The organism is Candidatus Phytoplasma mali, from assembly GCF_000026205.1.
Classification (GTDB): domain Bacteria; phylum Bacillota_I; class Bacilli_A; order Acholeplasmatales; family Acholeplasmataceae; genus Phytoplasma; species Phytoplasma mali.
In genome coordinates, this window is the sequence record NC_011047.1 from 162,774 (window position 1) to 185,600 (window position 22,827).

Here is a 22,827-nt window from a genome sequence, read left to right on the forward strand (position 1 = left end):
CCTTAATGAATATTTAATTTTTAAAAATATTTTAAAATTTTAAGTTTTTTAATTTCGTGAATTTTTAAAATACGATACTGACCTTTTTTTATTCCTTTAATTGTTAAAAAAGCATATCGATAACGAATTAATTTTAATATATGGAATCCTAATTTTTCCATCATCTTTCTTATTTGATGATTCTTTCCTTCTGTAATAATAATTTGAAGCCAAGTAGAAGGTTTGGGTAACAACCTTTTTTTTAAAATTTTAATTTTTTTCGGTACTGATAAATAATTTTCATCAATAATAACTCCTTGTTGAAGTTTTTTTAATTCTAAACTGCTCAAACAATAATTAATTTTTACATGATATTCTTTTTCAATCAAAGAAGAAGGATGTGTTAATTTTTTAGTCAATTGTCCATCATTAGTAATTAATAACAAACCTGTAGTATTGAAATCCAATCGACCAACAGGATAAATCCTCTTTTTTTCGGTATCTTTAATTAAATCAATAACTGTTGGTCTATTTTTTTCATCTTTAACTGTAGATATACAACCGCTTGGTTTATTAATTAAATAATAACAATTTTCAGAATTTTTAATAATTTGATCATCTACCAAAATAATGTCTTTTTTGGAAACTTTTACTCCTAATTTAGTAACTAATTTACCATTAACTTTCACTCTTTTTTCTAAAATTAATTTTTCAGATTTTCTTCTAGAAGCCACATTAGAATAAGATAAAATTTTCTGTAATCTTTCCATTGAATACCTTTATATTTGAAGTTTTTTTATTAATTTTATTAATAAACTATTTATTACAGCGAGAAACATAAAGTCCTGTTTGTGTATTGACTATAATTTTTTCACCTTGTTGAATAAATAAGGGGACTTTAATCACCAAACCTGTTTCTAAAGTTGCATCTTTATAATAATTAGTTTTAACATCTTTTTTTTCAATAAATTCAGTTTTTGTAACTGTTAAATTTAATTTCTCCGGTAAATTAATATCTAAAATTTCATAATCATTATAAATAACAACATCAACTATAATTCCTTCATATAAATATTTAATTTTATTTTTTATTTTTTGTTTTTCAATTTCAATTTGTTCATAATTAGCTATATTAATAAATATATATTTATTTCCATCTATATAAAGAAATTGAATTTTATTTTTATTAATAAAAGCTAATTCTACTTTAATTCCAGAATTAAATGTATTATCAATGATACTTCCAGTTCTTAAATTTTTTAATTTACATCTTACAAAGGCAGCACCTTTACCAGGTTTAACATGTAAAAAAGAAACAATTTGAAACAAATTATTATTAAATTTAATTGTTTGACCTGTTTTAAAATCATTAGTACTAATCATATACAGCTCCTTTTAAAAAATTTTTAATTATTTGAAAAGTTTTAATTTTTAATTTTGAATCTAAAACATTAATTACGTTAATTTTCATTTGATTTTTAAACCAAGTTTTTTGTTTTTTTGCATAATTCATTGTTTTAGAAATAATTAATTTTTTAGCTTCTGTTAAATTAATTTTTTTTTCTAAAAAAAGTTTTATTTCACGATATCCAATAATATTAAAATTAGCATAAGGATATTCTTGTAAAATTTGTTTAGTTTCCTCAATAAAACCCATTTTAAACATTTTTTCTAATCTTTCAATAACTCGGGCTTGTAAAATATTTTTATCAATATCTAAATAAATAGTTAAAATGTCATAAATAGGATTATTTTTATATTTTTTTTGAGATCTTAATTTATCAGAATTTAAATCTAAATAAGCGCTTACTACTCGACGTGGATTATATTTATCAAAAACTAATTTTGGATCTTTTTGTCTTATTTCTCTTATCATAAATTCCATATCATCAACATCATAAACTTTTTTATCATTTTTGTAAATAATAGAAGTGTTTTTTTTATTCGATAACTCATAATTAAATAAAGCAGATTTAATATATAATCCACTTCCACCAACTAAAAATGGTAAACGAACATTTGATATTATTTTTCTACAATCTCTTTGAAAATCATAAATAGTATAAACTTCATCTGGTTCTTTTAAATCCAATAAATGATGTTTAATACTTTTTTGCTCTGCGAAAGTAATTTTAGCAGAACCAATATTATATTTTTTATAAATTTGTACAGAATCAGAATTAATAATTTCACCATCAAATTTTTTTGCTAAATAAATAGAAAGATCAGTTTTACCAGAAGAGGTAGGACCAGTTATTACTATTACTTTTTTCAAATCTAAATTCCTCAAAATAATTTTATTATTCTTGTAAATTAATTTTTTCAATTTTTTTACTACTATCTAAAGTTAATAAAACTCCGTTTAATTGTCTTTTTCCGATAGCATTGGGTTTGGATATTTTAAGACTTCTATCTAAAAAAGATCTAATCATAGGTTCTTTTTGTTTACCAATCACACCCTCAGAACAACCAGTCATACCAACATCAGTAATATACAAAGTTTTTTTAGGTAATATTCTATCATCGTTTGTTTGTACATGAGTGTGAGTTCCTACTATAGCATCAATTTTACCATCAAAATGATGGGCTAAAGATATTTTTTCACTAGTTGCTTCAGCATGAAAATCTAAAAAAGAAAAATTATATTGTAACTTACATTTGTCTAAAATATTTTCAATTTTTTTAAAAGGACAAGATAGTTTATCATCAATAAATACTCTGCCTAATGCATTAATAATCAAAACTTTTTGTTCTTTGCAATTAATAATCTTATAACCAATACCAATATTTACTAAATCATTAATTGGTTTAACAATATTAGTATTATCAATAAAATTTGTTAATTCAGGATTATCCCAAGTATGATTGCCCATAGTTATTGCATTAACACCACTGTTAGTTAAATTTTTATAATTTTTATAACTTAGACCACGACCTTTATGAGCGTTTTCAGCATTAGCAACAATTAAATTAGGCTTATAATTATTTTTTAAAAAACTCATTTTTTCTTTTAAATAATCTATTCCTTGTTGCCCATAAATATCTCCGATAAACATTATTTTCATTTTAAACAAAAATTCCCTTTCTTAAATTAATTTTTAAATAAAATAAATGAATTTTTTTATAATTTAAATTTTTCAATAACTCTTATTTCTCTAATTACTGTAACTTTAATAATACCTTTATAAACAAGATTTTCTTTAATTTTTTTTTTAATCAATTGAGCAATCATAAAGGTATTAAAATCATCAACTTGTTCAGATTTAACAATAACTCTAATTTCTCGACCAGCTTGAATAGCATAAGATTTTTCTACGCCTTCAACATTATTAGCTATATTTTCTAACTGTGTTAACCTTTTAACATATTTTTCTACAGATTCTTTTCTAGCGCCTGGTCTGGCAGCACTTAAAGTATCAGCTATCATCACTAAAATCGCAATTATAGTATCGGGTTTTTTATCTTCATGATGCGAAGCAATAGCATCAATTACTTCTTGACTCTCATTATATTTATTAGCCAAATTAATACCAATTTCAACATGACTACCTTCATTTTCATGATCTAAAGCTTTACCAATATCATGTAAAAGTCCGGCTCTTCTAGCTAATAATTCATCCTCACCAATTTCAGAAGCTAATTTACCTGATAAAAAAGCTACCTCTATGGAATGTTTTAAAACATTTTGACCATAGCTATTACGAAAATAAAGTTGTCCTAATAAAAACAATAATTCTGGTTCTAATTCGCCTATATTAGTAGTAAAAACAGCAGATTCACCTTGTTCAATAATAAAATTATTTAATTCTGAAGTAACATTATCTATGATTTTTTCAATTCTATTAGGATGTATACGCCCATCAGATATTAAAATTTCTAAAGTTCTTTTAGCAATTTCTCTTCTGATCGGATTAAAACAACTAAGCAATATTATATTAGGAACTTCATTAATAATAAAATCAACACCTGTTAAAGATTCTAAAACTTTAATATTTCTACCATCTTTTCCAATGATATGGCCCTTCATTTTATCATCTGTAATATGAATAATATTTACATTATATTCATTAGTAACATCATACGCGTATTTTTGCATGGCTGAACATAATAACATTTTAGTTTTTTGTTGAAAATTATTTTGAATTTGTTCATATTTATCTTTAAAATGAATTTTTATGTCTTTGTTAACAGAAATTTTAGTTTTTTCGATAATAATTTTATATGCTTCCTTTTCTGTTAATAAAGCAATAGATTCTAATTTTATTTTTTGTTTTAAAATGATATCTTGAATATTTTTTTCTAACTTTTCTAAATTGTCTTTAATATCATTAATATTTTTTTCCTTAATTTTTATTTCTTTTTCTTTTCTATTTAAATATTCTGTTCTGTTACTCAACAATTCTTCTCTAAAAATAATTTTATTTTCTAAATCAATAACAACTCTTCTTTTTTCAATTAAATCAAACTCTAATTCCTTTTTTAAAAAATAAATTTCTCTTTTGGCTTCTGTTAATATTTCTTTTTTTTGTTTTTGCACTTCTAATAACTGATTATCTTTATAATCTTTTATTTCTTTAAAAATTTTGCTAATTTTTTTTTTATTTAAAAAAACATATACAAAAATTCCTGTACAAATTCCTAAAAAAAACATTAAAAAAAGAATTAAAGCAAAAAATGTATTATTATCTCTTGTCAACATATTTATCAAAGCACACGAGTTATCTGACGACATGTATATTATTCTTACACCTTTCAATAATTAATAATTGGAATAAATAAATTATAATATTAAAAAATTAAATTATTAAAAATATTAATAAATATAATTTTACTAAAAATATTTAATAATACTATAAAAATTAAAATTTAAAAAATATTTATTAAAAAATAAAAAATAATAAAAGCTAGAAATTTAATTATTTCTAGCTTTTAAAACTTATTTATTTAAATTTATTTTTTTTTATTTTTTTTTATTTTTACTTTTTTTTCATTATTGTCAGTATTTGAATTTTCATTTTTTAAACTAACTTTTTTTTCATTATTGTCAGTATTTGAATTTTCATTTTTTAAACTAACTTTTTTTTCATTAACTGAAGAATTATTTTGTTTTATTTTATCAGTTTTATTATTTATAAAATAATTTTTTATATTTTTCATATAAGACATAAAGTAACTAATAGCTGCATTACCAATTTCTTTCTTTTTTTGTGAAATATAATGTTGAGATTGTGAAACATCCGTACTATTATTAATAAAATTATGTGAAATATTTTCTTCTAATGATAAATTACTTAAATCATCTTTAAATAAAAATGTTTTAACTTTTTGCCAAAAAAATAAATAAAAAAATAATAAAAAAATAAACAAAGAAAAAATTAAAAAAAATTTTTTGAAATCATTCATATAAAATTTATTTATAACCCTTTTTGCATTTTTGTTGTAATATTAATAATATGAATTAATCTTGTTAAATAATACAAAATATAAAAAATGTAAATACTAAAAACATTAAAAAAAAATTAATTTAATTTAATATTATTTAGTATTATAAATCATTATAGCATAAATTTATTTAAACTATATAAAGATATTATAATTATTTTATAAGATTTTAAATTACATTTGATTTATATTTTAGAAAATATTTATTTATTAACTTAATTTTTTATTTCTTTTATTATTGATAAAATATTTTTTTACTCTTAATGTATTTGAATAATTTAATATAAAAATTATTGAGATTATTAAATATTTATTATTTTTAACATAATTGTTAATTATAATTTTTTTTAAAAAAAAATTAAATAAACCGTAAAAAATAATTTTATTATCAAATTGTAAGTATTAATTTTGTTTTACAAAATAAATTTAAAAATTAGTTTCTTAAAATCATGCAATTTATTATAAGTATGGTACAATAATAATATAATATAAGTCGTATTTAATTAATTTTAGAATATTTTTATTAAAAAATTAAAATGCTAAAACACTATAGTTTAGAATTAAGATTAATTTCGAAATAGAGAAATAGAGAAAGTAGGTCAAATTTAATATGAATGATAAAATTTTAAACTATTTACATTTACACACAGCGCTGTCATGGATAAAAGAACATCCAAACATGTTTTTAATATTTTTAATAATAATTCTAATTTTTTTAGGAACTTTATATCATATTTTAAAAATTATATATAAAGCTATAAGTTTTTTTTTAAATATGATATGGAAACTCTTTATTATGCAATGGAAATCCGAAAATAAAAATAAAAAAAAACAAGACTTAATTTCAGAATATGTAGAAAATAACAATAATAAAAATAATTTTAATAATAATTTATCATTAATAGAAATAAAAACTTTAGAATTATTATCAAAAGAAAATAATAATAGTAATTATCATAATTTAGAAATAGAACAAAAATTAAATTTTCAAAAAATTGAACAACAATTAATGATAAAAGATATGGAAAATAAATTACAACAAAAATTATTCGAAATGGAAATACAACAAAAAATTGATAATTTAAAATTAAGTACAGAAAATACAAATAACGAAAATAATCAAATAAATAAAGATAAAATTAACTTAAAATTAAACAAAGAAATTATAAAACATTTGAAAGAAATGAAACAAGATATAAAAGATATTCATTTTTCTCTTATAAACGATAAAAAAACAAAAACTTATTATAACGTCGAAGAACAAATTTTATATATTAATCCATATGATTTATTTAATTCAGAAGAAGATCAAAATAAAATATATTTAAAAAATTAAATATTAAATATTTTTTTAACTTTATATTAAATTAATAATAAAAATTACTATATTCTTAAATAATTGATTCTATGATTATGATATAATATAAAAAAGGGGTAAGAGTTAAATATGAAAAATTATTCTTTTACATTTGACATACCACAGTTAAGAAAATTAAAAAAAATTTATAAATCTTTTTTAATAGAAAAAGAAATCAATAATAATAGCATTTATTTTTTTTTAAAAAAAGATAATATACAAATGATAGCTTATAATAATGGAACTTTTTTTATAAAAGGAGAAAATATCCAAGAAGAAATATTAAATATTAAAGAAATATTAAATATTAAAGATTATAGCGCGATTGGTTCGGATGAAGTAGGAACAGGAGATGTTTTTGGTTCTATTGTAGTTTGTTCTTCTTATGTATCTGCAGAAAATATTCCGTTTTTAGAAAATCTTAACATAAAAGATTCTAAAAAATTAACAGATGAAAAAATTATTCAATTAGTTCCAAAAATAATTAATAAAATAACTTATTCTTTAATTTCTATAAATCCTTATAAATATAATATTTTAACTAATAAAGGTTTTAATTTAAATAAAATTAAGGCAATATTACATAACGATATGATTTTAAAAAATTTAATAAAAATAAAAAAAAATGTCAATGTTATTTTAGACAAATTTACGAGTTCTAAAAATTATTTCAATTACTTAAAAAATGAAAAAAAAGTATATAAAAAAATTTTTTTTTGTAACAAAGCAGAAAAAGTTCATATTAGCGTAGCTGCAGCTTCTATAATTGCACGTTATGCTTTCTTAAAAAATATTTTTGCTTTAAGTAAAAAAATAGGAATAAATTTAAAATTAGGTGCTTCGACAGAAGTAGATAAACAAATAAACTTTATATATAAAAAATACGGAATGAATATTTTAAAAAAAATCGCAAAATGTAATTTTAAAAATATAACAAAACAATTTATTAAAAACTAAATATCATAAAAATTTTAAATTAAAAAAGGTAATAAAATTAAAAAATGAATAATGATACTATTTTTACTCAAATAATTAATAGACAAATTCCTAGCTATATTATTTATGAAGATAATAAAGTAATTTCTTTTTTAGACATAAATCAATTTACGAAAGGACATACTTTAATTGTAACTAAACAAGAGTACACTAACATTACTGAAGTACCTGAAAACACATTTTTACATTTATTTAAAATAGTACAAAAAATAAGTAAAACTTTAATTAAAACTTTAAAACCTAAAGGATTAAATATAATTAATAACAATGGTATTATTGCTGGACAAACAATTTTTCATTTTCATATACATTTATTACCACGTTTTAATGAAAAAGAAATTATTTTTAATTTTAATAAAAATAGTAAATTAAATTCAGAATATTTTACAAAAATACAAAAAAATATCATCAATAATATTAAATAAAAAAAAAATTTAATAGCGTAATTTTTTTATTTAATTATATCAGTTCTCATATAAGAACGCAAAACCTTGGGCACAGTAATCGTGCCGTCTTTATTTTGATAATTTTCTAAAATAGCAATTAATGTCCTACCTATAGCCAAACCAGAACCATTTAAAGTATGTACATATTTATTTTTTCCTTTATTTTTAGAATAAAATTTAATATTAGCTCTTAAAGATTGAAAAGATTCTGTATTGCTAATTGAAGAAATTTCACGATAATTATTGCTACCAGGCAACCAAACTTCTATATCATAAGTTTTAGAAGCACTAAAACCTAATTCATGTGATGGTAACATAATTACCCGATAAGGTAATTCTAATTTTTGTAATACTGATTCGGCATCTTGTAACATATTTTCTAACTCTAAATAAGAATCTTGAGGTTCGGTAAATTTAATTAATTCTACTTTATTAAATTGATGTTGTCTTAAGATACCTCTTGTATCTTTTCCAGCAGTCCCTGCTTCTTGTCTAAAACAAGTTGTAAAAACAACGTAATTTAATGGTAAATTTTTTTGAGATAAAACTTCATTACGATGTAAATTAATAGCTGGAACTTCACCAGTAGGATTCAAATACCAATTATTACTATTTTCTAATCGATAACTATCATTCTTAAATTTTGGTAATTGTCCTGTACTAAACATAGATATATCATTAACAATAAAAGGTGGAATTATTTCTATATAACCTTTTTCACTATGTAAATCCATCATAAACTGTATTAAAGAACGTTCTAAACGCGCACCCAATCCTTTATATACAATAAAGCGACTTCCAGTAATCTTAGAAGCTCTATCAAAATCTAAAATATTTAAATTTCTCCCTAAAGTAACATGATCTTTAATATTAAAATTAAATTTTTTAGGAGATAAATATTTTTTAAAATTTATTTTATTATTATCTTTTGAAAGTAAAATTACTGATTCGTGAGGTAAATTAGGAATGTTATTTAAAATTTCTGAAATTTCAGAATCTGTTTTTTTAAAATCATTTTCCAAAACATGAATTTCATTTTTTAAAAATATACTTCTTTCAAAAATATTTTCAGTATTTGTTTTATTTTGTTTTAAAATAGATATTTCTTTAGAAATTTTATTTTGTTGATATCTTAATGTTTCAATATTAAATATTAATTTTTTTTTTTTAATATTTAAAACAAGTAATTTATTTAAATATGAAAAATCACCTGTTCTAGTATTAAGTTTTTCTATTACTTTTTCTATATTTTCAATAATAAATTTTAAATTTAACATAATTTACCTTTTAATTATATTTAAAAAAATTTGTGAAAAAAATAATTTATTTAATTTATATTATTAACTAACTTAGATAAATTCGATTTATGTCTAGAAACAAAATTTTTAGAATATACCTTTTTTGAAATACCTTTATCTAATTTTTTATATGATAAATTTAATAATAATAAAGCTTCTGATTTATTTTTATTTTCAATTGCTTTATTTAATTTTTTAATAGCTGTTTTTACAGATGATTTAAAAGAAACATTTTTTAATCTACGTTTTTCATTAGTTTTATTACGTTTAATTTGTTGTTTAATATTTGCCATAAAATTCACTTCCTGTAATTTTTTAATTTTTAAAAATCTAGTAAAGATTATATATATACGTATTTTATTTTACATTTAATTCTAACAAATAACAAAAAAAAAATCAAATGTATTTAAATAAATGTGTTAAAAATATTAAATTTAATAATAAATATTTAATATATTTTAAAAATAATTTAAATATTAATATAAAAAAAAATTTTTTATTCTATTATGTTAAAATATATTAATAGACACAATAACATATTATTTATCAAAATAATCTTATAATTAATTTCTAAAAAAAATTTTAATAAACGGAGTACTTGTATAAATGATTGCAAATTCAATCACTACTTTAAGAATAATTTTGATTATTATTATGTCTTTTTTCCTATGTCTAAATGATGAATTTTTAAAATTAAAGGATGATGGACAAGTCCCAATTATAATTATAGTATTTCAAGTTTTTTTTATTATAGCAATAATAACAGATTTTTTAGATGGATATTTTGCTAGAAAATTTAAACAAAAAACTTCTTTTGGTAAATTTTTTGATCCTATAGCAGATAAATTATTAGTTATAAATTCTCTCTTTTTTTTATACAAAATATATGATGCTGATAATAACAAAAATGAAGTATATTTGACATTGCATAATTTTTTTCATTTTATACATATACACAATATAAAAGTAAAATCAATATTAATAATGGTTATAATGGTTATCATTATTAGAGATTTTTTAGTAACAGGAATAAGATTATTAGCTTCGGAAAAAAATTATATTATTGAAGCTTCTTTGTTGGGAAAATTTAAAACTGCTTTTACTTTTGTAATTACTGGATTTTTATTATTTGATTCAATTTATAAGAAACATTTACAAACAGAACAAATAATAGTTTTACTATTAATTATAGTTGTTTTAACTTTAATTTCTGGAATCAATTATTTAATAAAAAATTTTTATATTATTAAAAATAATTTTTAAAATATCGTATTATATAATTATTATAATAAAAAACAAATATAAAATAATATTAGGAGAATATTATGGAAAATAATAAAAAAGAAAATAATAAAAAAGAAAATAATTTAAAAATTTTAGAAGAAACTATAAAAGAAGTGGAAAAGCAATTTGGTAAAGGTAGTATTTTTAAATTAAACTCCAATAATAATCAAAGTATAGAAACTATTTCTACAGGTTCAATGTCATTAGATATTGCATTAGGTATTGGTGGTTATCCTAAAGGAAGAATTATTGAAATTTTTGGCCCTGAAAGTTCAGGTAAAACTACTTTAACTTTGCATGCTATTGCTGAAGCTCAAAAATTAGGGGGCAATGTGGCATTTATTGATGCTGAACATGCTTTAGATCCAAAATATGCCCAAGCTATTGGTGTTAATATCGATGAACTTGTTTTATCGCAACCAGATAGTGGAGAAAAAGCTTTAGATATAGCTACATCTTTAATTAAAAGTGGTAGTATAAGTTTATTAGTTATTGATTCTGTAGCAGCCTTAACACCAGAATCAGAATTAATGGGAGAAATGAAAGATATTAATGTAGGTTTACAAGCAAGAATGATGGGAAAAGCAATGAGAATACAATCTGGTATAATTTCTAAAACCAACACTGTTGTAATTTATATTAATCAATTAAGAGAAAAAGTAGGAAATTTTTATGGAAACCCTGAAGTTACTACAGGAGGAAAAGCATTAAAGTTTTTTTGTTCTTTACGTTTAGATATAAGAAGAACGGCAGAAAAAATTAAAAATAATAATGATGAAATTATTGGTGTTAAAAGTAATATTAAAATAGTTAAATCTAAAGTTTCAACACCTTTTAAAACGGCAACAGTTGATATTATTTATGGAAAAGGTATTTCGAAAATAGGAGAAATATTAGATTTAGCGATAGATTTAAATTTAATCAAAAGAAATGGTGCTTGGTATAACTATAAAAATGAAAACTTTGCACAAGGTAAAGAAAATGCTAAAATTTTTTTACAAAATAATTTAGAAATTTATAATTTTTTAGAAGAACAAATTAGAAAAAAATATAAAATATAAAAAAATATCATTTAACTATGAATGAGGGGTTGGACCAGTTTTTTGATAACACTAAATAACACAAAAATAAAATGCGCAGTGAACTAAAAAAAGTGGGTAACTGCATAATTTTTATAATATAAATTAACAAAAATTTGGTTGAAAAATGAAAAAAAACTAATATAACCGTTTTATTTATAAAAAAATTTTATTTTAAATTTAAAATTAAAACTTTATCATCCTAATTAGAATATTTTTAATTAAAAAAATTAATACAAGTTTTAAAATAAACTTTGAATGAATAAATTATATATTATATTGATTTTATTCGATTTAATTAAGATTTTTTTATCAATTTTTAGGTGTTTTTAGTTATAAAAGACTCTCCACAAAAATTATGGAGAGTCTTTTGTCTTACTTGTAATTAATAAATTATTACTGTTGAGGTTTAAAACATGCTAAATCAAAATCTTTTAAAGGTAATTTATCCATTACAAAACAATAATTTATCACACGTTGCATTGATTTATCATTTCTTAATTTTGGGTTTTTTTTAAAATGATAAGTTAATTTTTCAATATCTTCAGGAGTTGTGTTTTCATTATCAGTTAATATTTTAATAATATCCGTATTAGTTAGAGGTTGTTCTTTATTTTGTATAATTTTTTTACCTTTGTCTTCAATACTTAATGATTTATTTTTAGGTAATTCATCATTTGTTGAAAAAAAATTATTTAAAACTGGTAATTTTCGATTATTTCTTAAATTTGAATTTTGTATAATTTTTTTACCTTTGTCTTCAATACTTAATGATTTATTTTTCATATCTATCTTAGATTTTGTTGGATCATTTTTCGTAGCCATAATATTAATGTTCAAAATTAAGAAAAATCCTAAAAAAGTCAACAAACTAATTTTTAAAAAAAATAAATTTTTTTTAAATTGAAACATTTAATTAATCATTCCTTTTCATATTTTATTATATTCCTCTTAACTAAGGTAATATTATCAAGAAAATAGTAAAAATTTAATTTTTTTCTTTTTTATTTTTAAATAAAATTGATTTAATTATTGATTTAATTTTTATAAAAATCAATAAAAATATAACATATCACCTAACCTGCTCATTTAATGAACTTTTATTCTAATTTATCTTAAAAAATAACTTAGTTAAATATGTTTAACCTTTAACATTGTAACATTATAGAATAAAAAAACAAGTAGAAAGCTTTCTACTTGTTTTTTTTATTTTCTTCATTATATTAAAAAATATTATTTATTTTTTAAATATTTTTTAAAAACTAAATTTAATTCAGTAAATTTTTTAATTTTTCCTTTTAATTATTAATAAAAATAATAAAATTTATTAAAATAATAAAATTTTTTAATGTAAAAAAAATATTAATTTTTTTAATATTTGATTCATTGTAAAATTTTTTATCCAAACAAAAATTTTAAAAACTATTCGAAAAAAATAAATTATTGAGTTTTAATTAAAAATAATCATTAATATTTAAATTTCAAATTTATTTATTTTAAATAATTTTGAAATTTAAATATTTTCACTTTCTCAAAATAAAAATCCTAATTTAAAATTAGGATTTTTTTAATTTAAATTTATCTATCATTAAGCAATTAACGATTAAAATAACTAATATTTCTAAATAATGATAATTTTTAAATAATAATTGATTAAAGTTAATTTAACCATTAATTTTAATATTTTATAATTCTCCGATTAAATCATTTTTATTGTATTCAATTTTTTTTAAGTTAAAAATTAATCATAAAAAATTAAGTATTTTGAATTAATAATATAATCAAATAATTATTTTTTTAAATTTTCATAAAAAAGATGAAAAAAAAATGTTTAAAAAAACTTTATCAAAAACACAAAAATAAAATTGAAGTGAATAATACAAATAGGAATTATAAAAAACACAAAAAAAATAAAAAGTTGTTTATTAAATTTAATTGTATAATAACTAAAAAAAATATTTTTTCCAATTTTTATTTAAAAATTAAAAATAGTAATAATATTTTTTAGTCATTGATTAATTTCTTTAAATATTTATTGATTTATTATCTAAAAAATATTAAAATCAGAGTTTACCTCCGTTTAAGAAATGATAATAAAAAAAATAGGCAATTAATTATGCCTAATATTTATAAAATTATTTAATAAAATAAATTATTTTTATTTAAAATAAGATAATTTATTTTGATTATACTTTTCTAAATAAATCATTAAAATAGAAATATCGGTAGGATTAATACCTGAAATTCTCGATGCTTGACCCAAATTATACGGTTTAATTAAATCTAATTTTTCTTGTGCTTCTTTAGATAAGTTATTAATTTTACTATATTCAATATTAGTAGAAATAATTTTACCTTCTAATTTTAATAATTTATCAACTTCTTTTTGTGCTTTTTTAATATATCCTTGATATTTGATTTGAATTTCTACTTGTTCAAAAATATAATGATCAATATTTTCTTGAAAAAAATATTTTAAAAAATGAAAATTTATCTCTGGTCTTTTTAATAATTGCGATAAACTAGTTTTTTCAGAAATTAAAGAAGATTGGAAATTTGATAAATAATTTAAATTTTTTTTATTTGGTTCTATTTGTAAATTTTCTATTTGTTTTAAAACATCTTTAATTTTATTTTTTTTTGTCTTAAATTTTTGATAATTTTCTTCACTAATTAAAGCCATTTTGTAAGCGTGTTCTTTTAATCTTAAATCTGCATTATCATGTCTTAATAATAAACGAAACTCAGCTCTTGATGTTAATAAACGATAAGGTTCATGAGTTCCTTTATTAATAAGATCATCAATTAAAACACCAATATAAGCTTCATTTCTTTTTAAAATAAAAGGTGGTTTGTTTTCCATTTTTAAACTAGCATTTATTCCAGCGATTAAACCTTGACAAGCGGCTTCTTCATAACCACTAGTTCCATTAATTTGTCCTGCAAAAAAAAGATTTTTTATTTTTTTAGTTTCTAAACTATGATAAAGTTGATTAGGATTTAAAGCATCATATTCAATAGCATAACCATATTTAACAATTTCTGCGTTTTCTAACCCAGGAATTGTTTTTAAAATTTTATGTTGTACGTGTTTAGGCATACTTGTTGAAAGACCCTGTAGATACATTTCATTTAATTTTAAACTTTCCGGCTCTATAAAAACTTGATGTTGATTTTTATTACAAAATCTAACTACTTTATCTTCTATTGAAGGACAATAACGCGGTCCTTTACCTTCAATATAACCACCATACATAGATGATTGTTTTAGATATTTATTTATAATATCGTTGGTTTTTTGATTAGTATATGTTAAAAAACAAGGTTCTTGTTTCCCTATTGTTTTAATAGGGGAATCAAAACTAAAAGTTTGAAAAACATCATTACCATATTGTATTTTAGTTTTAGAATAGTCGATAGTATTTTTTTTAATTCTAGGTGGAGTCCCAGTTTTTAAACGAATTATTTCAAAATTATTTTGTTTTAATTGTTTACTAATGCCATAATTAGTAGGATTATTATTGGGACCCGATAATATTTTATCTTCGCCTATAAAAATTTTACTAGATAAATATGTTCCAGTTGTAATAATGACTGTTTTTCCGAAAATTATACTTTTATTCTTTAACTTAACTCCTTCAATTTGATTATTATTAATGATTAGTTCTTCTACCAAACCTTCTAATAAAGTTAAATTATTAGTTTTTTTTAATATTTCTAAAATAACTTTTGGATACTTTAATTTATCAATTTGCGCTCTTAAAGCTCTAACAGCTGGTCCCTTAGAACTATTTAGCATTTTCATTTGAATTTGAGATAAATCTGCTGCTTTGCCCATGATACCACCTAAAGCATCAATTTCTCTTACAACTACACCTTTAGCTGGCCCTCCAATTGCAGGATTACACGGTAAACAACCTATTTGTTCTAAACTGCCTGTAATTAACAAAGTTTTTTTGTTTTTTTTCGCTAAAATTAATGCTGCTTCTATTCCTGCATGTCCTCCGCCTACAACAATACTATCATAATTCATTTTTATAAAATTTTCTCCTTTTAATTATTATTTAGCATCATCAAAAGATTTAGGTTGATAATTTTTTTGTTGTTCTAAAATTTCTTCATATTCTTTAGAACCTATAATTTTTTTTATTTGATTAATAGTTTCGGTTAGATTATCATTTTTTAATAATATAAAATATTTTTGTTGTTTTTTAGTTATAAAAATAGTACCTAAAATAGGAAATAAAATAGATAATATTATTATTATAAAAGGATAATGTTCTAAAAAGTTTAATACCCAATTTATAATTAAAAACAAAACGCTTATTATAAAACTAATAGTAACATAAAAAGAATATTTTTTTTGAAATTGTAATTGTTTTTCAAATAAAGAAATCATAAAATTAATCCAAATAATATTTATTTTTTTTTGATATAAAATTTTAAATTTTTTATAATATTCTTTATCTATTAATACTCTAAAAAATCCTTTATCTGCTGTATAAACAACAAATTGACGTGAATTTATTAAAGGGGTTTTATATTTACTTTGTTCTATATAGTAAAACTCTATTTGATGTTTACCTTTTTCATTTTCAAATTCTTCAATTTTGAAAGGCTCTCCTTCAACAGAATTAAATATAATATCTAACATTTTTATTTTATTATTTTTTTTAAAATTAAATAATTTCATATAAAAACCTCTTATTTTTTTTAATAATAAATAATTTCTTGACATCTTGTCTTTAACATAAATTTATAACTTATGGCTGCTTCAATTAAGTTCTGACCAGATTCATCATTCATTTATTTAAAGACAAAATGTCAAGAAATTATTTATTATGTTTAAAATTTTTACTAATAATTTCTTAAATTTTTAAAAAAATTTTTCAAAAGTATTTTATTTTCCTTAGCTAAAAGTCCTGATTCTGTAATTATTTTGTGTGGATATTTAAATTTTAATAAAGAAATCACGCTATCAATAGAGCCTGATTTATAATTATTAACGCTATAATAAACTTTATTTATTTGAGTTTGTATTAATGCACCAGCACACATCAGACAAGGTTCTAAAGTAACATAAATATTAATTTTATTTAAACGACGATTTTTAAATTTTTTATTTAATTTCATCATTAATAAAAATTCAGCATGTCCAAAAAAAATTTGCTTTTTTTCACAATTATTATGTGTTCTTGCAATAATTTGATTATTTAAAACAGCAACAGCTCCGACAGGAACTTCATTTTTATAATAAGCTTTTTTTGCTTCTTTAAATGCTTCTTTCATAAAAAATAAATCTTCATTTAACATAATTTTTTTCAATATTCTATTTATTTTTTAAATTCATGATATTTTCTATTTCTGGGTTCATATTTTACAATTTCATTATCTTCTGTCATAATTATAGGTTCACTATTTATAGCGGGTTTTTGATTTATTAATCGTTGTGTCCTGTTTGCTGGTTGACCACTTATAGAACAAATACTTTTTAATTTTGTTACTTTATCCGCAATAGATAATAAAAAAGGCATCGGACCAAATGGTTTACCTCTAAAATCTAAATCTAAACCTGCTATGATAGATTTTATATTTTTATTAGCTAAATAATCTACAATATCAACTATTTGATTGTCTAAAAATTGAACTTCGTCAATGATTATTATTTCTGTGTCAATTTTAATAAAATCTAAAATTTCTTTACTTTTTTCAATAACAAAAGAATTGATAGTATTTAGATTATGTGATACTAACTCTTGTTTTTTTGAAAAACGTATATCTAATTTAGACTTAAAAACTAATACTTTTTTATTTAACTTTTTTAATTTTTTAAAAATTTCTATTATTTTTTCTGTTTTACCAGCAAACATTGGGCCACAAATGATTTCAATTAAATTATGTTCATCATATGACATTTTTTAAAATCCTTTTATTATTAAATAATTAGTCATTTAAATAATCATTTTTATTTGACTTTATTTTGATAACGTTTGTTAAATTTATCTACTCGACCTGCAACCGTAGTAAAGTTTTGTTTTCCTACATAAAAAGGATGACAATTAGCACAAATCTCAATATGAATATTTTCTACTGTAGTATCAATAACATGTTGCTTTTTACAAGTTGCGCAAACTAATGGAATTTTTTTTAATATTGGGTGTAATTTTTTTTTCATTTAATAACTCCTTATATTAGTTAGATTTTTATGAAAATTTATTCTCAAAAATAAATAATATGATTATAATATTTAAATCATATATCAAAATTTATTATAACATAATAAATGATATTTTATATTAAATTAAAAAAATATTAAATATTTTTACTATTTTTTTATATCTTTAAAGGAAAATTTTTTGATAATGTAATAACTTTTTGTTTTAAATTATTCAAATAATTTAAATCATTATGATTTGTGATTGCTTCATCGATAAAATCAGATACTTTTGCAAATTCATTTTCTTTAAAACCTCTAGTTGTCATTGCGGGTGTACCCAATCTAATACCACTTGTTATAAGGGGTGTTTCTTTATCAAAAGGAATAACATTTTTGTTTACTACAATATTAACTTTATTTAAAATATCAGATATTTTTTTACCGGTAAAATTTGGATTTTTACTTTTTACATCTACTAAAAATAAATGGTTTTCGGTACTTTTACTAATTATTCGATAACCTTTTTTTTGTAAATTTTCAGCAAAAAAGCAAGCATTTTTAAGTATTTGTTTTTGATATTTAATAAAATCAGAATGTAAAGCTTCTTTAAAAGCTACAGCTTTAGCTGCTATTATATGCATTAAAGGTCCGCCTTGTCCGCCAGGAAAAACAGCTTTATTAATTTTATTTATTATTTCTTTATTATTGGTTAAAATTAATCCTCCTCTGGGACCTCTTAAAGTTTTGTGTGTAGTGGATGTTACTACATCAGCTTGAGCCTCCAAAGGACAAGGATGTAAGCCACTAGCTACTAAACCTGAAATGTGTGCTATATCTGCCATTAAATAAGCATTAACTTTGTTGGCAATTTTACGAAAAGATTTAAAATCAATAATTTTTGAATATGAAGAATATCCCGTAATAATTAATTTTGGCCTTATGGCAAAAGCTATTTTTTCAACTTCTGCATAATCAATTGTTTCTGTTTTAGAGTTTAATCCATAAAAATAAGATTCATAATATTTTCCAGAAAAATTCATTTTACTTCCGTGTGTTAAATGTCCACCATCTGACAAAGATAAACCTAAAATTCTATCATTAGGGTTTAATAAAGCTTGAAAAACAGCCATGTTTGCTTGTGAACCAGAATGAGGTTGAACATTAGCATATTTAGCTTTAAAAAGTTCAGTTGCTCTTTCAATAGCTATTTTTTCTATTTCATCGATATACTGACAACCGTTGTAAAATCTTTTTTCAGGATAACCTTCTGCATATTTATTTGTTAATATTGTTCCTTGAACTTTTAAAACATCTTGTGAAACAAAATTTTCTGAAGCAATTAAATTTATACTTTCTTTTTGACGTTTTTCTTCTAATTTAATTTGATCAAATATTTCTTGGTCTTTTATATAAAAATTATTTATTTCTTGATTCATCCTTAAAAACCTCTTTTTTTGATAAAAATACTGTTTTTTTATTTTATTAAATATTTTAGAAGATTACAAATAAATAAAAGACTATTGAAAATATTTATAGTCTTTTATATTTTATTTAATTTTAAAATTATGAATTTTATATTAAATTATTTTTCAATTATGATATTTTATAATAATTCATTATTTTTTTATACAAAATAATTTGTAATAAAAACAATGCTGGAACAAAAAAATATATTTATCGTACCTAACAATAAATATTTTAAAAACTTTTTATATTTAAAATTATTATTCAATGTTGTAACAATAATTTCTGGATTCGTATTATTCAATGAAGATGTATGTGTTTCATTACAAGAAGAATTATTTGCTTTTAGTGAATCAGATGACTCAGGTAATTCAGACATTGATAAAAAATTTACACTAGGAATAGTTTTATTTTTATTTGTATTACTAATAATTTCAAAAAAAGTATACATTTTATTATTATTTTGATTTATTTTTTGTTTTTTAAGTTTTGTTTCTTCTTTTTCTAAATTTACGTTTGTAGATAAATGAATGTTGGTTGTTAATTCCTCTTCTTCTATTGCACCATAAATTTTTATATTTTGAACATAATTAACAAAAAATAAAATTAAAATGATAAAAAAATTAATTAAAAAATGAAAATTTTTATTTAAAATATTTTTCAATTTTTTTATAACACTCGTTTCTATTTTTAAATTTGAGGGATTTAAAATCTTATAATTGAGTTTTAACAATTATATTATAACAAAATTAAATTATTTAATTTAAATTTTATTTAAAAAATGTTATAATGTATTGAAAAGTGATAAATAAATTACTAGAATGGAATAAGTTAAATAAAATGGAGATATATTGCCAAAACCAAATTAAATCTATTTTAAAAAATGATGAAAAAACTTATATAAAATTAATGATTTTTTTTAAAACAAGGTTTTAAAAAAGATATTATTGATGATTTTGGAGTAATTTTTTCTGAAAATCGAGAAATTATTGGTGTAGTTGATTAAATTGTATAATTGAAAATTATTATAAGTATACTACCAAATTAAAAATAATTCTTCCGGTGTTATTATCAGTTATTTTTATTAAAAAAAGGGGTTTTAAAAAAGAAAGGTTTTTCAATAGACAAACAAAATCCAACTTGTTTAATGACAAATAAGAAATTAAATTTAAAAATTCCAGAAAGGAAAAATAACTTTCTAAAAAAAATTAATTTATTTTTAATAAAAATTTGACAAAATAATTTTTTTTAGTTATTATTCAATTAAATTTAATAAACGATTTTTTTGATTTTATTTTTGTACTTTCTAGCAGTTACATTTTTCCGACCCAATGCAAAAAAACTAATCAACAAAAAAGCTAGTTAATTAAATTGAAAAAAAATTTGGAAAAAAACTATAACAATATACAATATTAATAAAATAAAAAATATCGAAAAAAATAATTTTAATTAAACAAAATTAATCCAATTAATAGAAATTTTAAACTTCATGTGTTAAAATTATATTTAATAAGTTATTTAAAATTCACCAATATATTTAAAATCATAAAAATAGTTAAATAACCATAATTAATATATAAACTTTTAAATAAAAAGGGGGATTATGTATATATAATTTTATATATAAATATTTAAAATATAAATTACAAAAAATACTTATTATATTATCAGTTACATGTATAATCATAAATTATATTTTTTATTATTATTTAGATCATTATTTCAGTTATATTCATTATTTGTTTTATAGTTTTTTAGATGTGCCAAACAAGATATATTCTAACTTTAATCAAAGAGCTTTAAACATTAGTGTTAATAATAAAATATATTTCAAATTAATGAAAGACATCAAAAATAAAAAAATAAAATAATTTAAAAAAAAATATTTATATCTTATAATAAAATAAATATAAAAATAAGGAGAATTATTAAAATAATGTTACCCAACAAAGAAAAAAAAAATCAACATCAAGAAATTAAAAATTTTCTTTTAGAAATTCAAGTAAGATATTATAATCATAATCAAATCCCAAAAAAAGAATGGTTTACTAATAGCATTCCTGAATCTTGTTATTCTTCTTTAAAATCAATAAATAATAATTTAAAAAAAGAATTAATAGTTAAATTTACCCATATAGATGAAGATAATCCTGAATTCTTTTTACAACCAAAACAAATTATTAAAGTTCTAGAATGTGAAATTTTCATCAATAATGAAGAAGAACCAAAAAATTTAATTTTAATACATCAATTTCGACACGTTAATGAAGATGAAAGTAATAAATTTCGAAAAGATAACCATATATTATAAAGATCATTTAAATATCAATGATCTTTTTTTATCTTTTGGAAATAATTTGCTATTAATAAATAACAAATATAAAAAATAATATTATATTTATAATTTTTTTATTTTATATAAAAAATAATTTAAATAATTATATAAAATTTTAAAAAAGTATTTTATTGAAAAAATCAAGAAATTAAAAAAAAGAAAAAATTATTTACTAATAAATTAAATTTTTAAATATTAACAAACAATTAATATTAAAAATAATAAAATATTTAAAATTTTAATAATTGTCATTTTAATATTAATCAATAATTGATTTCAACTCATTCATTTTATTTATAAATTAATATATAAATAATACAAATAATCAAAATAAAAAAAATCATAATATTAAACCAAAAAAAATATCAAAATTACTTTTTTTGCTTGAATTAACTAACGCGCCTCATTTGGTTAATCATTAATAATTGCACAATTTTCATTTCCTAATGGTAAATCCCCCCCTTCTATTAATTTTAATAATTCACCAAACGCTTCTTTACCAAAGAATTCATCCATATTCTGGTCTTTTAACAATTCTTTAGTCTTTTTAATCATCTTTTGAAACACAATATGCATATTGTGTACCACACAACTCCAACGATATAAAGTATATATATATTGGTATATGACTGTTTTGCATTTTAGAATAAAATTTTAATGAATGAACCTGATAACCACATTCTTGTATATCTCTCGTAATGTCATAAACCAAATATTGTAAAGATTTTTTAAAACTTAAAACTTTATCATTTTGTCAACCCTCAAAACTTAAATCATTTAATAATTTTAACTCTTTAGCTTTAATAAAATTGATTAAAAAACTAATTAACATTAAAAATATTAATAATAACTTTTTAATTATAATTTTAAAAACATCATAAAACAACTAAAAAAATTAAAATAATGTAAATAATGTGAAAAAATCACATTCAAAACTACTAGAGTAATTAATCTAAGACAATAAATAGGGACAAATCGACCCTATAAATA

General features: G+C 19.7%; 23 protein-coding genes. 6 read left to right on the forward strand and 17 right to left on the reverse strand.

All coding sequences use genetic code 11. The features are described 5' to 3' along the window. Window positions 1-20: 20 nt before the first annotated feature. The 6 genes from ATP_RS00625 to ATP_RS00650 all read right to left on the reverse strand — a co-directional run bounded on the left by ATP_RS00625 (window position 21) and on the right by ATP_RS00650 (window position 5,382). Window positions 21-749 carry a pseudouridine synthase gene (locus ATP_RS00625; RefSeq protein WP_012504278.1) on the reverse strand — a complete coding sequence of 243 codons (729 nt, stop codon included), beginning with the start codon at window positions 747-749 and terminating at the stop codon, window positions 21-23. Window positions 750-795: 46 nt separating this feature from the next. Beyond that, window positions 796-1,362 carry an elongation factor P gene (gene efp / locus ATP_RS00630; RefSeq protein ID WP_012504279.1) on the reverse strand — a complete coding sequence of 189 codons (567 nt, stop codon included), beginning with the start codon at window positions 1,360-1,362 and terminating at the stop codon, window positions 796-798. Next, window positions 1,355-2,254 carry a tRNA (adenosine(37)-N6)-dimethylallyltransferase MiaA gene (gene miaA / locus ATP_RS00635; RefSeq protein ID WP_012504280.1) on the reverse strand — a complete coding sequence of 300 codons (900 nt, stop codon included), beginning with the start codon at window positions 2,252-2,254 and terminating at the stop codon, window positions 1,355-1,357. The genes efp and miaA overlap by 8 nt, the downstream gene beginning before the upstream one ends. Before the next feature lie 25 nt (window positions 2,255-2,279). Beyond that, window positions 2,280-3,044 (reverse strand): TIGR00282 family metallophosphoesterase, encoded by a 765-nt coding sequence (locus tag ATP_RS00640; RefSeq protein WP_012504281.1) that lies wholly within the window; start codon window positions 3,042-3,044, stop codon window positions 2,280-2,282. Window positions 3,045-3,100: 56 nt separating this feature from the next. Beyond that, window positions 3,101-4,711 (reverse strand): ribonuclease Y, encoded by a 1,611-nt coding sequence (rny, locus tag ATP_RS00645; RefSeq protein ID WP_231834338.1) that lies wholly within the window; start codon window positions 4,709-4,711, stop codon window positions 3,101-3,103. Window positions 4,712-4,929: 218 nt separating this feature from the next. Beyond that, window positions 4,930-5,382, reverse strand: a complete 453-nt coding sequence (locus ATP_RS00650; protein WP_012504283.1) for a hypothetical protein — start codon at window positions 5,380-5,382, stop codon at window positions 4,930-4,932. Between the two features lie 835 nt (window positions 5,383-6,217). Between ATP_RS00650 and ATP_RS00655 the strand changes: the two genes are divergently transcribed. The 3 genes from ATP_RS00655 (at window position 6,218) to ATP_RS00665 (ending at window position 8,199) form a co-directional block, all read left to right on the forward strand. After that, window positions 6,218-6,757: a hypothetical protein gene (locus tag ATP_RS00655; protein ID WP_148208577.1), complete on the forward strand. Its 540-nt coding sequence runs from the start codon at window positions 6,218-6,220 to the stop codon at window positions 6,755-6,757. Window positions 6,758-6,868: 111 nt separating this feature from the next. Continuing rightward, complete coding sequence (gene rnhC / locus ATP_RS00660; RefSeq protein WP_012504285.1) at window positions 6,869-7,735, forward strand: ribonuclease HIII; 867 nt, start codon at window positions 6,869-6,871, stop codon at window positions 7,733-7,735. Between the two features lie 44 nt (window positions 7,736-7,779). Continuing rightward, window positions 7,780-8,199 carry an HIT family protein gene (locus ATP_RS00665; RefSeq protein ID WP_012504286.1) on the forward strand — a complete coding sequence of 140 codons (420 nt, stop codon included), beginning with the start codon at window positions 7,780-7,782 and terminating at the stop codon, window positions 8,197-8,199. 26 nt (window positions 8,200-8,225) lie between these two features. On the opposite strand, the gene serS is transcribed toward ATP_RS00665, so the two are convergent. Together serS and rpsT are read right to left on the reverse strand one after the other, a co-directional pair. Continuing rightward, on the reverse strand, window positions 8,226-9,497 hold the full coding sequence (gene serS / locus ATP_RS00670; RefSeq protein WP_012504287.1) for a serine--tRNA ligase: 1,272 nt from the start codon (window positions 9,495-9,497) through the stop codon (window positions 8,226-8,228). A gap of 50 nt (window positions 9,498-9,547) precedes the next feature. Beyond that, complete coding sequence (rpsT, locus tag ATP_RS00675) at window positions 9,548-9,811, reverse strand: 30S ribosomal protein S20 (protein WP_012504288.1); 264 nt, start codon at window positions 9,809-9,811, stop codon at window positions 9,548-9,550. Window positions 9,812-10,124: 313 nt separating this feature from the next. Between rpsT and ATP_RS00680 the strand changes: the two genes are divergently transcribed. Both ATP_RS00680 and recA read left to right on the forward strand, forming a co-directional pair. Then, window positions 10,125-10,781: a CDP-alcohol phosphatidyltransferase family protein gene (locus ATP_RS00680; protein ID WP_012504289.1), complete on the forward strand. Its 657-nt coding sequence runs from the start codon at window positions 10,125-10,127 to the stop codon at window positions 10,779-10,781. Window positions 10,782-10,843: 62 nt separating this feature from the next. Continuing rightward, window positions 10,844-11,863 (forward strand): recombinase RecA, encoded by a 1,020-nt coding sequence (gene recA, locus ATP_RS00685; RefSeq protein WP_012504290.1) that lies wholly within the window; start codon window positions 10,844-10,846, stop codon window positions 11,861-11,863. A 414-nt stretch (window positions 11,864-12,277) separates the two neighbouring features. Here the strand turns inward: recA and ATP_RS00690 are convergent, their stop codons facing one another. The 8 genes from ATP_RS00690 to ATP_RS00730 all read right to left on the reverse strand — a co-directional run bounded on the left by ATP_RS00690 (window position 12,278) and on the right by ATP_RS00730 (window position 20,166). Then, window positions 12,278-12,793 (reverse strand): hypothetical protein, encoded by a 516-nt coding sequence (locus ATP_RS00690; protein ID WP_012504291.1) that lies wholly within the window; start codon window positions 12,791-12,793, stop codon window positions 12,278-12,280. 1,246 nt (window positions 12,794-14,039) lie between these two features. After that, a complete protein-coding gene (mnmG, locus tag ATP_RS00700) occupies window positions 14,040-15,914 on the reverse strand; it encodes a tRNA uridine-5-carboxymethylaminomethyl(34) synthesis enzyme MnmG (protein ID WP_012504292.1) in 1,875 nt (624 codons plus the stop codon). Between the two features lie 27 nt (window positions 15,915-15,941). Beyond that, window positions 15,942-16,574, reverse strand: coding sequence for a hypothetical protein (locus tag ATP_RS00705; protein ID WP_012504293.1), 633 nt, complete (start codon window positions 16,572-16,574; stop codon window positions 15,942-15,944). Window positions 16,575-16,738: 164 nt separating this feature from the next. Then, window positions 16,739-17,194: a nucleoside deaminase gene (locus ATP_RS00710; protein WP_012504294.1), complete on the reverse strand. Its 456-nt coding sequence runs from the start codon at window positions 17,192-17,194 to the stop codon at window positions 16,739-16,741. A gap of 20 nt (window positions 17,195-17,214) precedes the next feature. Next, window positions 17,215-17,796 carry a thymidine kinase gene (locus tag ATP_RS00715; RefSeq protein WP_012504295.1) on the reverse strand — a complete coding sequence of 194 codons (582 nt, stop codon included), beginning with the start codon at window positions 17,794-17,796 and terminating at the stop codon, window positions 17,215-17,217. A 50-nt stretch (window positions 17,797-17,846) separates the two neighbouring features. Further along, on the reverse strand, window positions 17,847-18,056 hold the full coding sequence (rpmE, locus tag ATP_RS00720; RefSeq protein WP_012504296.1) for a 50S ribosomal protein L31: 210 nt from the start codon (window positions 18,054-18,056) through the stop codon (window positions 17,847-17,849). A gap of 158 nt (window positions 18,057-18,214) precedes the next feature. After that, window positions 18,215-19,474 carry a serine hydroxymethyltransferase gene (gene glyA, locus ATP_RS00725; protein ID WP_012504297.1) on the reverse strand — a complete coding sequence of 420 codons (1,260 nt, stop codon included), beginning with the start codon at window positions 19,472-19,474 and terminating at the stop codon, window positions 18,215-18,217. 188 nt (window positions 19,475-19,662) lie between these two features. Beyond that, entirely contained in the window at window positions 19,663-20,166 is a 504-nt protein-coding gene (locus tag ATP_RS00730) for a hypothetical protein (RefSeq protein ID WP_041186059.1), read from the reverse strand. A 1,272-nt stretch (window positions 20,167-21,438) separates the two neighbouring features. Between ATP_RS00730 and ATP_RS00735 the strand changes: the two genes are divergently transcribed. After that, complete coding sequence (locus ATP_RS00735; protein WP_012504299.1) at window positions 21,439-21,813, forward strand: hypothetical protein; 375 nt, start codon at window positions 21,439-21,441, stop codon at window positions 21,811-21,813. A 435-nt stretch (window positions 21,814-22,248) separates the two neighbouring features. On the opposite strand, the gene ATP_RS02885 is transcribed toward ATP_RS00735, so the two are convergent. Further along, window positions 22,249-22,413 (reverse strand): hypothetical protein, encoded by a 165-nt coding sequence (locus ATP_RS02885; RefSeq protein ID WP_158300320.1) that lies wholly within the window; start codon window positions 22,411-22,413, stop codon window positions 22,249-22,251. Between the last annotated feature and the right edge of the window lie 414 nt (window positions 22,414-22,827).

Coding starts and splice junctions, on each gene's coding strand:
- ATP_RS00690 (WP_012504291.1), bottom strand. CDS start 12,793: ATGTTTCAATTTAAAAAAAATTTATTTTTTTTAAAAATTAGTTTGTTG.
- recA (WP_012504290.1), top strand. CDS start 10,844: ATGGAAAATAATAAAAAAGAAAATAATAAAAAAGAAAATAATTTAAAA.
- mnmG (WP_012504292.1), bottom strand. CDS start 15,914: ATGAATTATGATAGTATTGTTGTAGGCGGAGGACATGCAGGAATAGAA.
- rnhC (WP_012504285.1), top strand. CDS start 6,869: ATGAAAAATTATTCTTTTACATTTGACATACCACAGTTAAGAAAATTA.
- ATP_RS00655 (WP_148208577.1), top strand. CDS start 6,218: ATGCAATGGAAATCCGAAAATAAAAATAAAAAAAAACAAGACTTAATT.
- rpmE (WP_012504296.1), bottom strand. CDS start 18,056: ATGAAAAAAAAATTACACCCAATATTAAAAAAAATTCCATTAGTTTGC.
- ATP_RS00680 (WP_012504289.1), top strand. CDS start 10,125: ATGATTGCAAATTCAATCACTACTTTAAGAATAATTTTGATTATTATT.
- serS (WP_012504287.1), bottom strand. CDS start 9,497: ATGTTAAATTTAAAATTTATTATTGAAAATATAGAAAAAGTAATAGAA.
- efp (WP_012504279.1), bottom strand. CDS start 1,362: ATGATTAGTACTAATGATTTTAAAACAGGTCAAACAATTAAATTTAAT.
- rny (WP_231834338.1), bottom strand. CDS start 4,711: ATGTCGTCAGATAACTCGTGTGCTTTGATAAATATGTTGACAAGAGAT.
- glyA (WP_012504297.1), bottom strand. CDS start 19,474: ATGAATCAAGAAATAAATAATTTTTATATAAAAGACCAAGAAATATTT.
- rpsT (WP_012504288.1), bottom strand. CDS start 9,811: ATGGCAAATATTAAACAACAAATTAAACGTAATAAAACTAATGAAAAA.
- ATP_RS00665 (WP_012504286.1), top strand. CDS start 7,780: ATGAATAATGATACTATTTTTACTCAAATAATTAATAGACAAATTCCT.
- ATP_RS02885 (WP_158300320.1), bottom strand. CDS start 22,413: ATGCATATTGTGTTTCAAAAGATGATTAAAAAGACTAAAGAATTGTTA.
- ATP_RS00640 (WP_012504281.1), bottom strand. CDS start 3,044: ATGAAAATAATGTTTATCGGAGATATTTATGGGCAACAAGGAATAGAT.
- ATP_RS00735 (WP_012504299.1), top strand. CDS start 21,439: ATGTTACCCAACAAAGAAAAAAAAAATCAACATCAAGAAATTAAAAAT.
- ATP_RS00705 (WP_012504293.1), bottom strand. CDS start 16,574: ATGAAATTATTTAATTTTAAAAAAAATAATAAAATAAAAATGTTAGAT.
- ATP_RS00650 (WP_012504283.1), bottom strand. CDS start 5,382: ATGAATGATTTCAAAAAATTTTTTTTAATTTTTTCTTTGTTTATTTTT.
- ATP_RS00715 (WP_012504295.1), bottom strand. CDS start 17,796: ATGTCATATGATGAACATAATTTAATTGAAATCATTTGTGGCCCAATG.
- ATP_RS00710 (WP_012504294.1), bottom strand. CDS start 17,194: ATGTTAAATGAAGATTTATTTTTTATGAAAGAAGCATTTAAAGAAGCA.
- ATP_RS00625 (WP_012504278.1), bottom strand. CDS start 749: ATGGAAAGATTACAGAAAATTTTATCTTATTCTAATGTGGCTTCTAGA.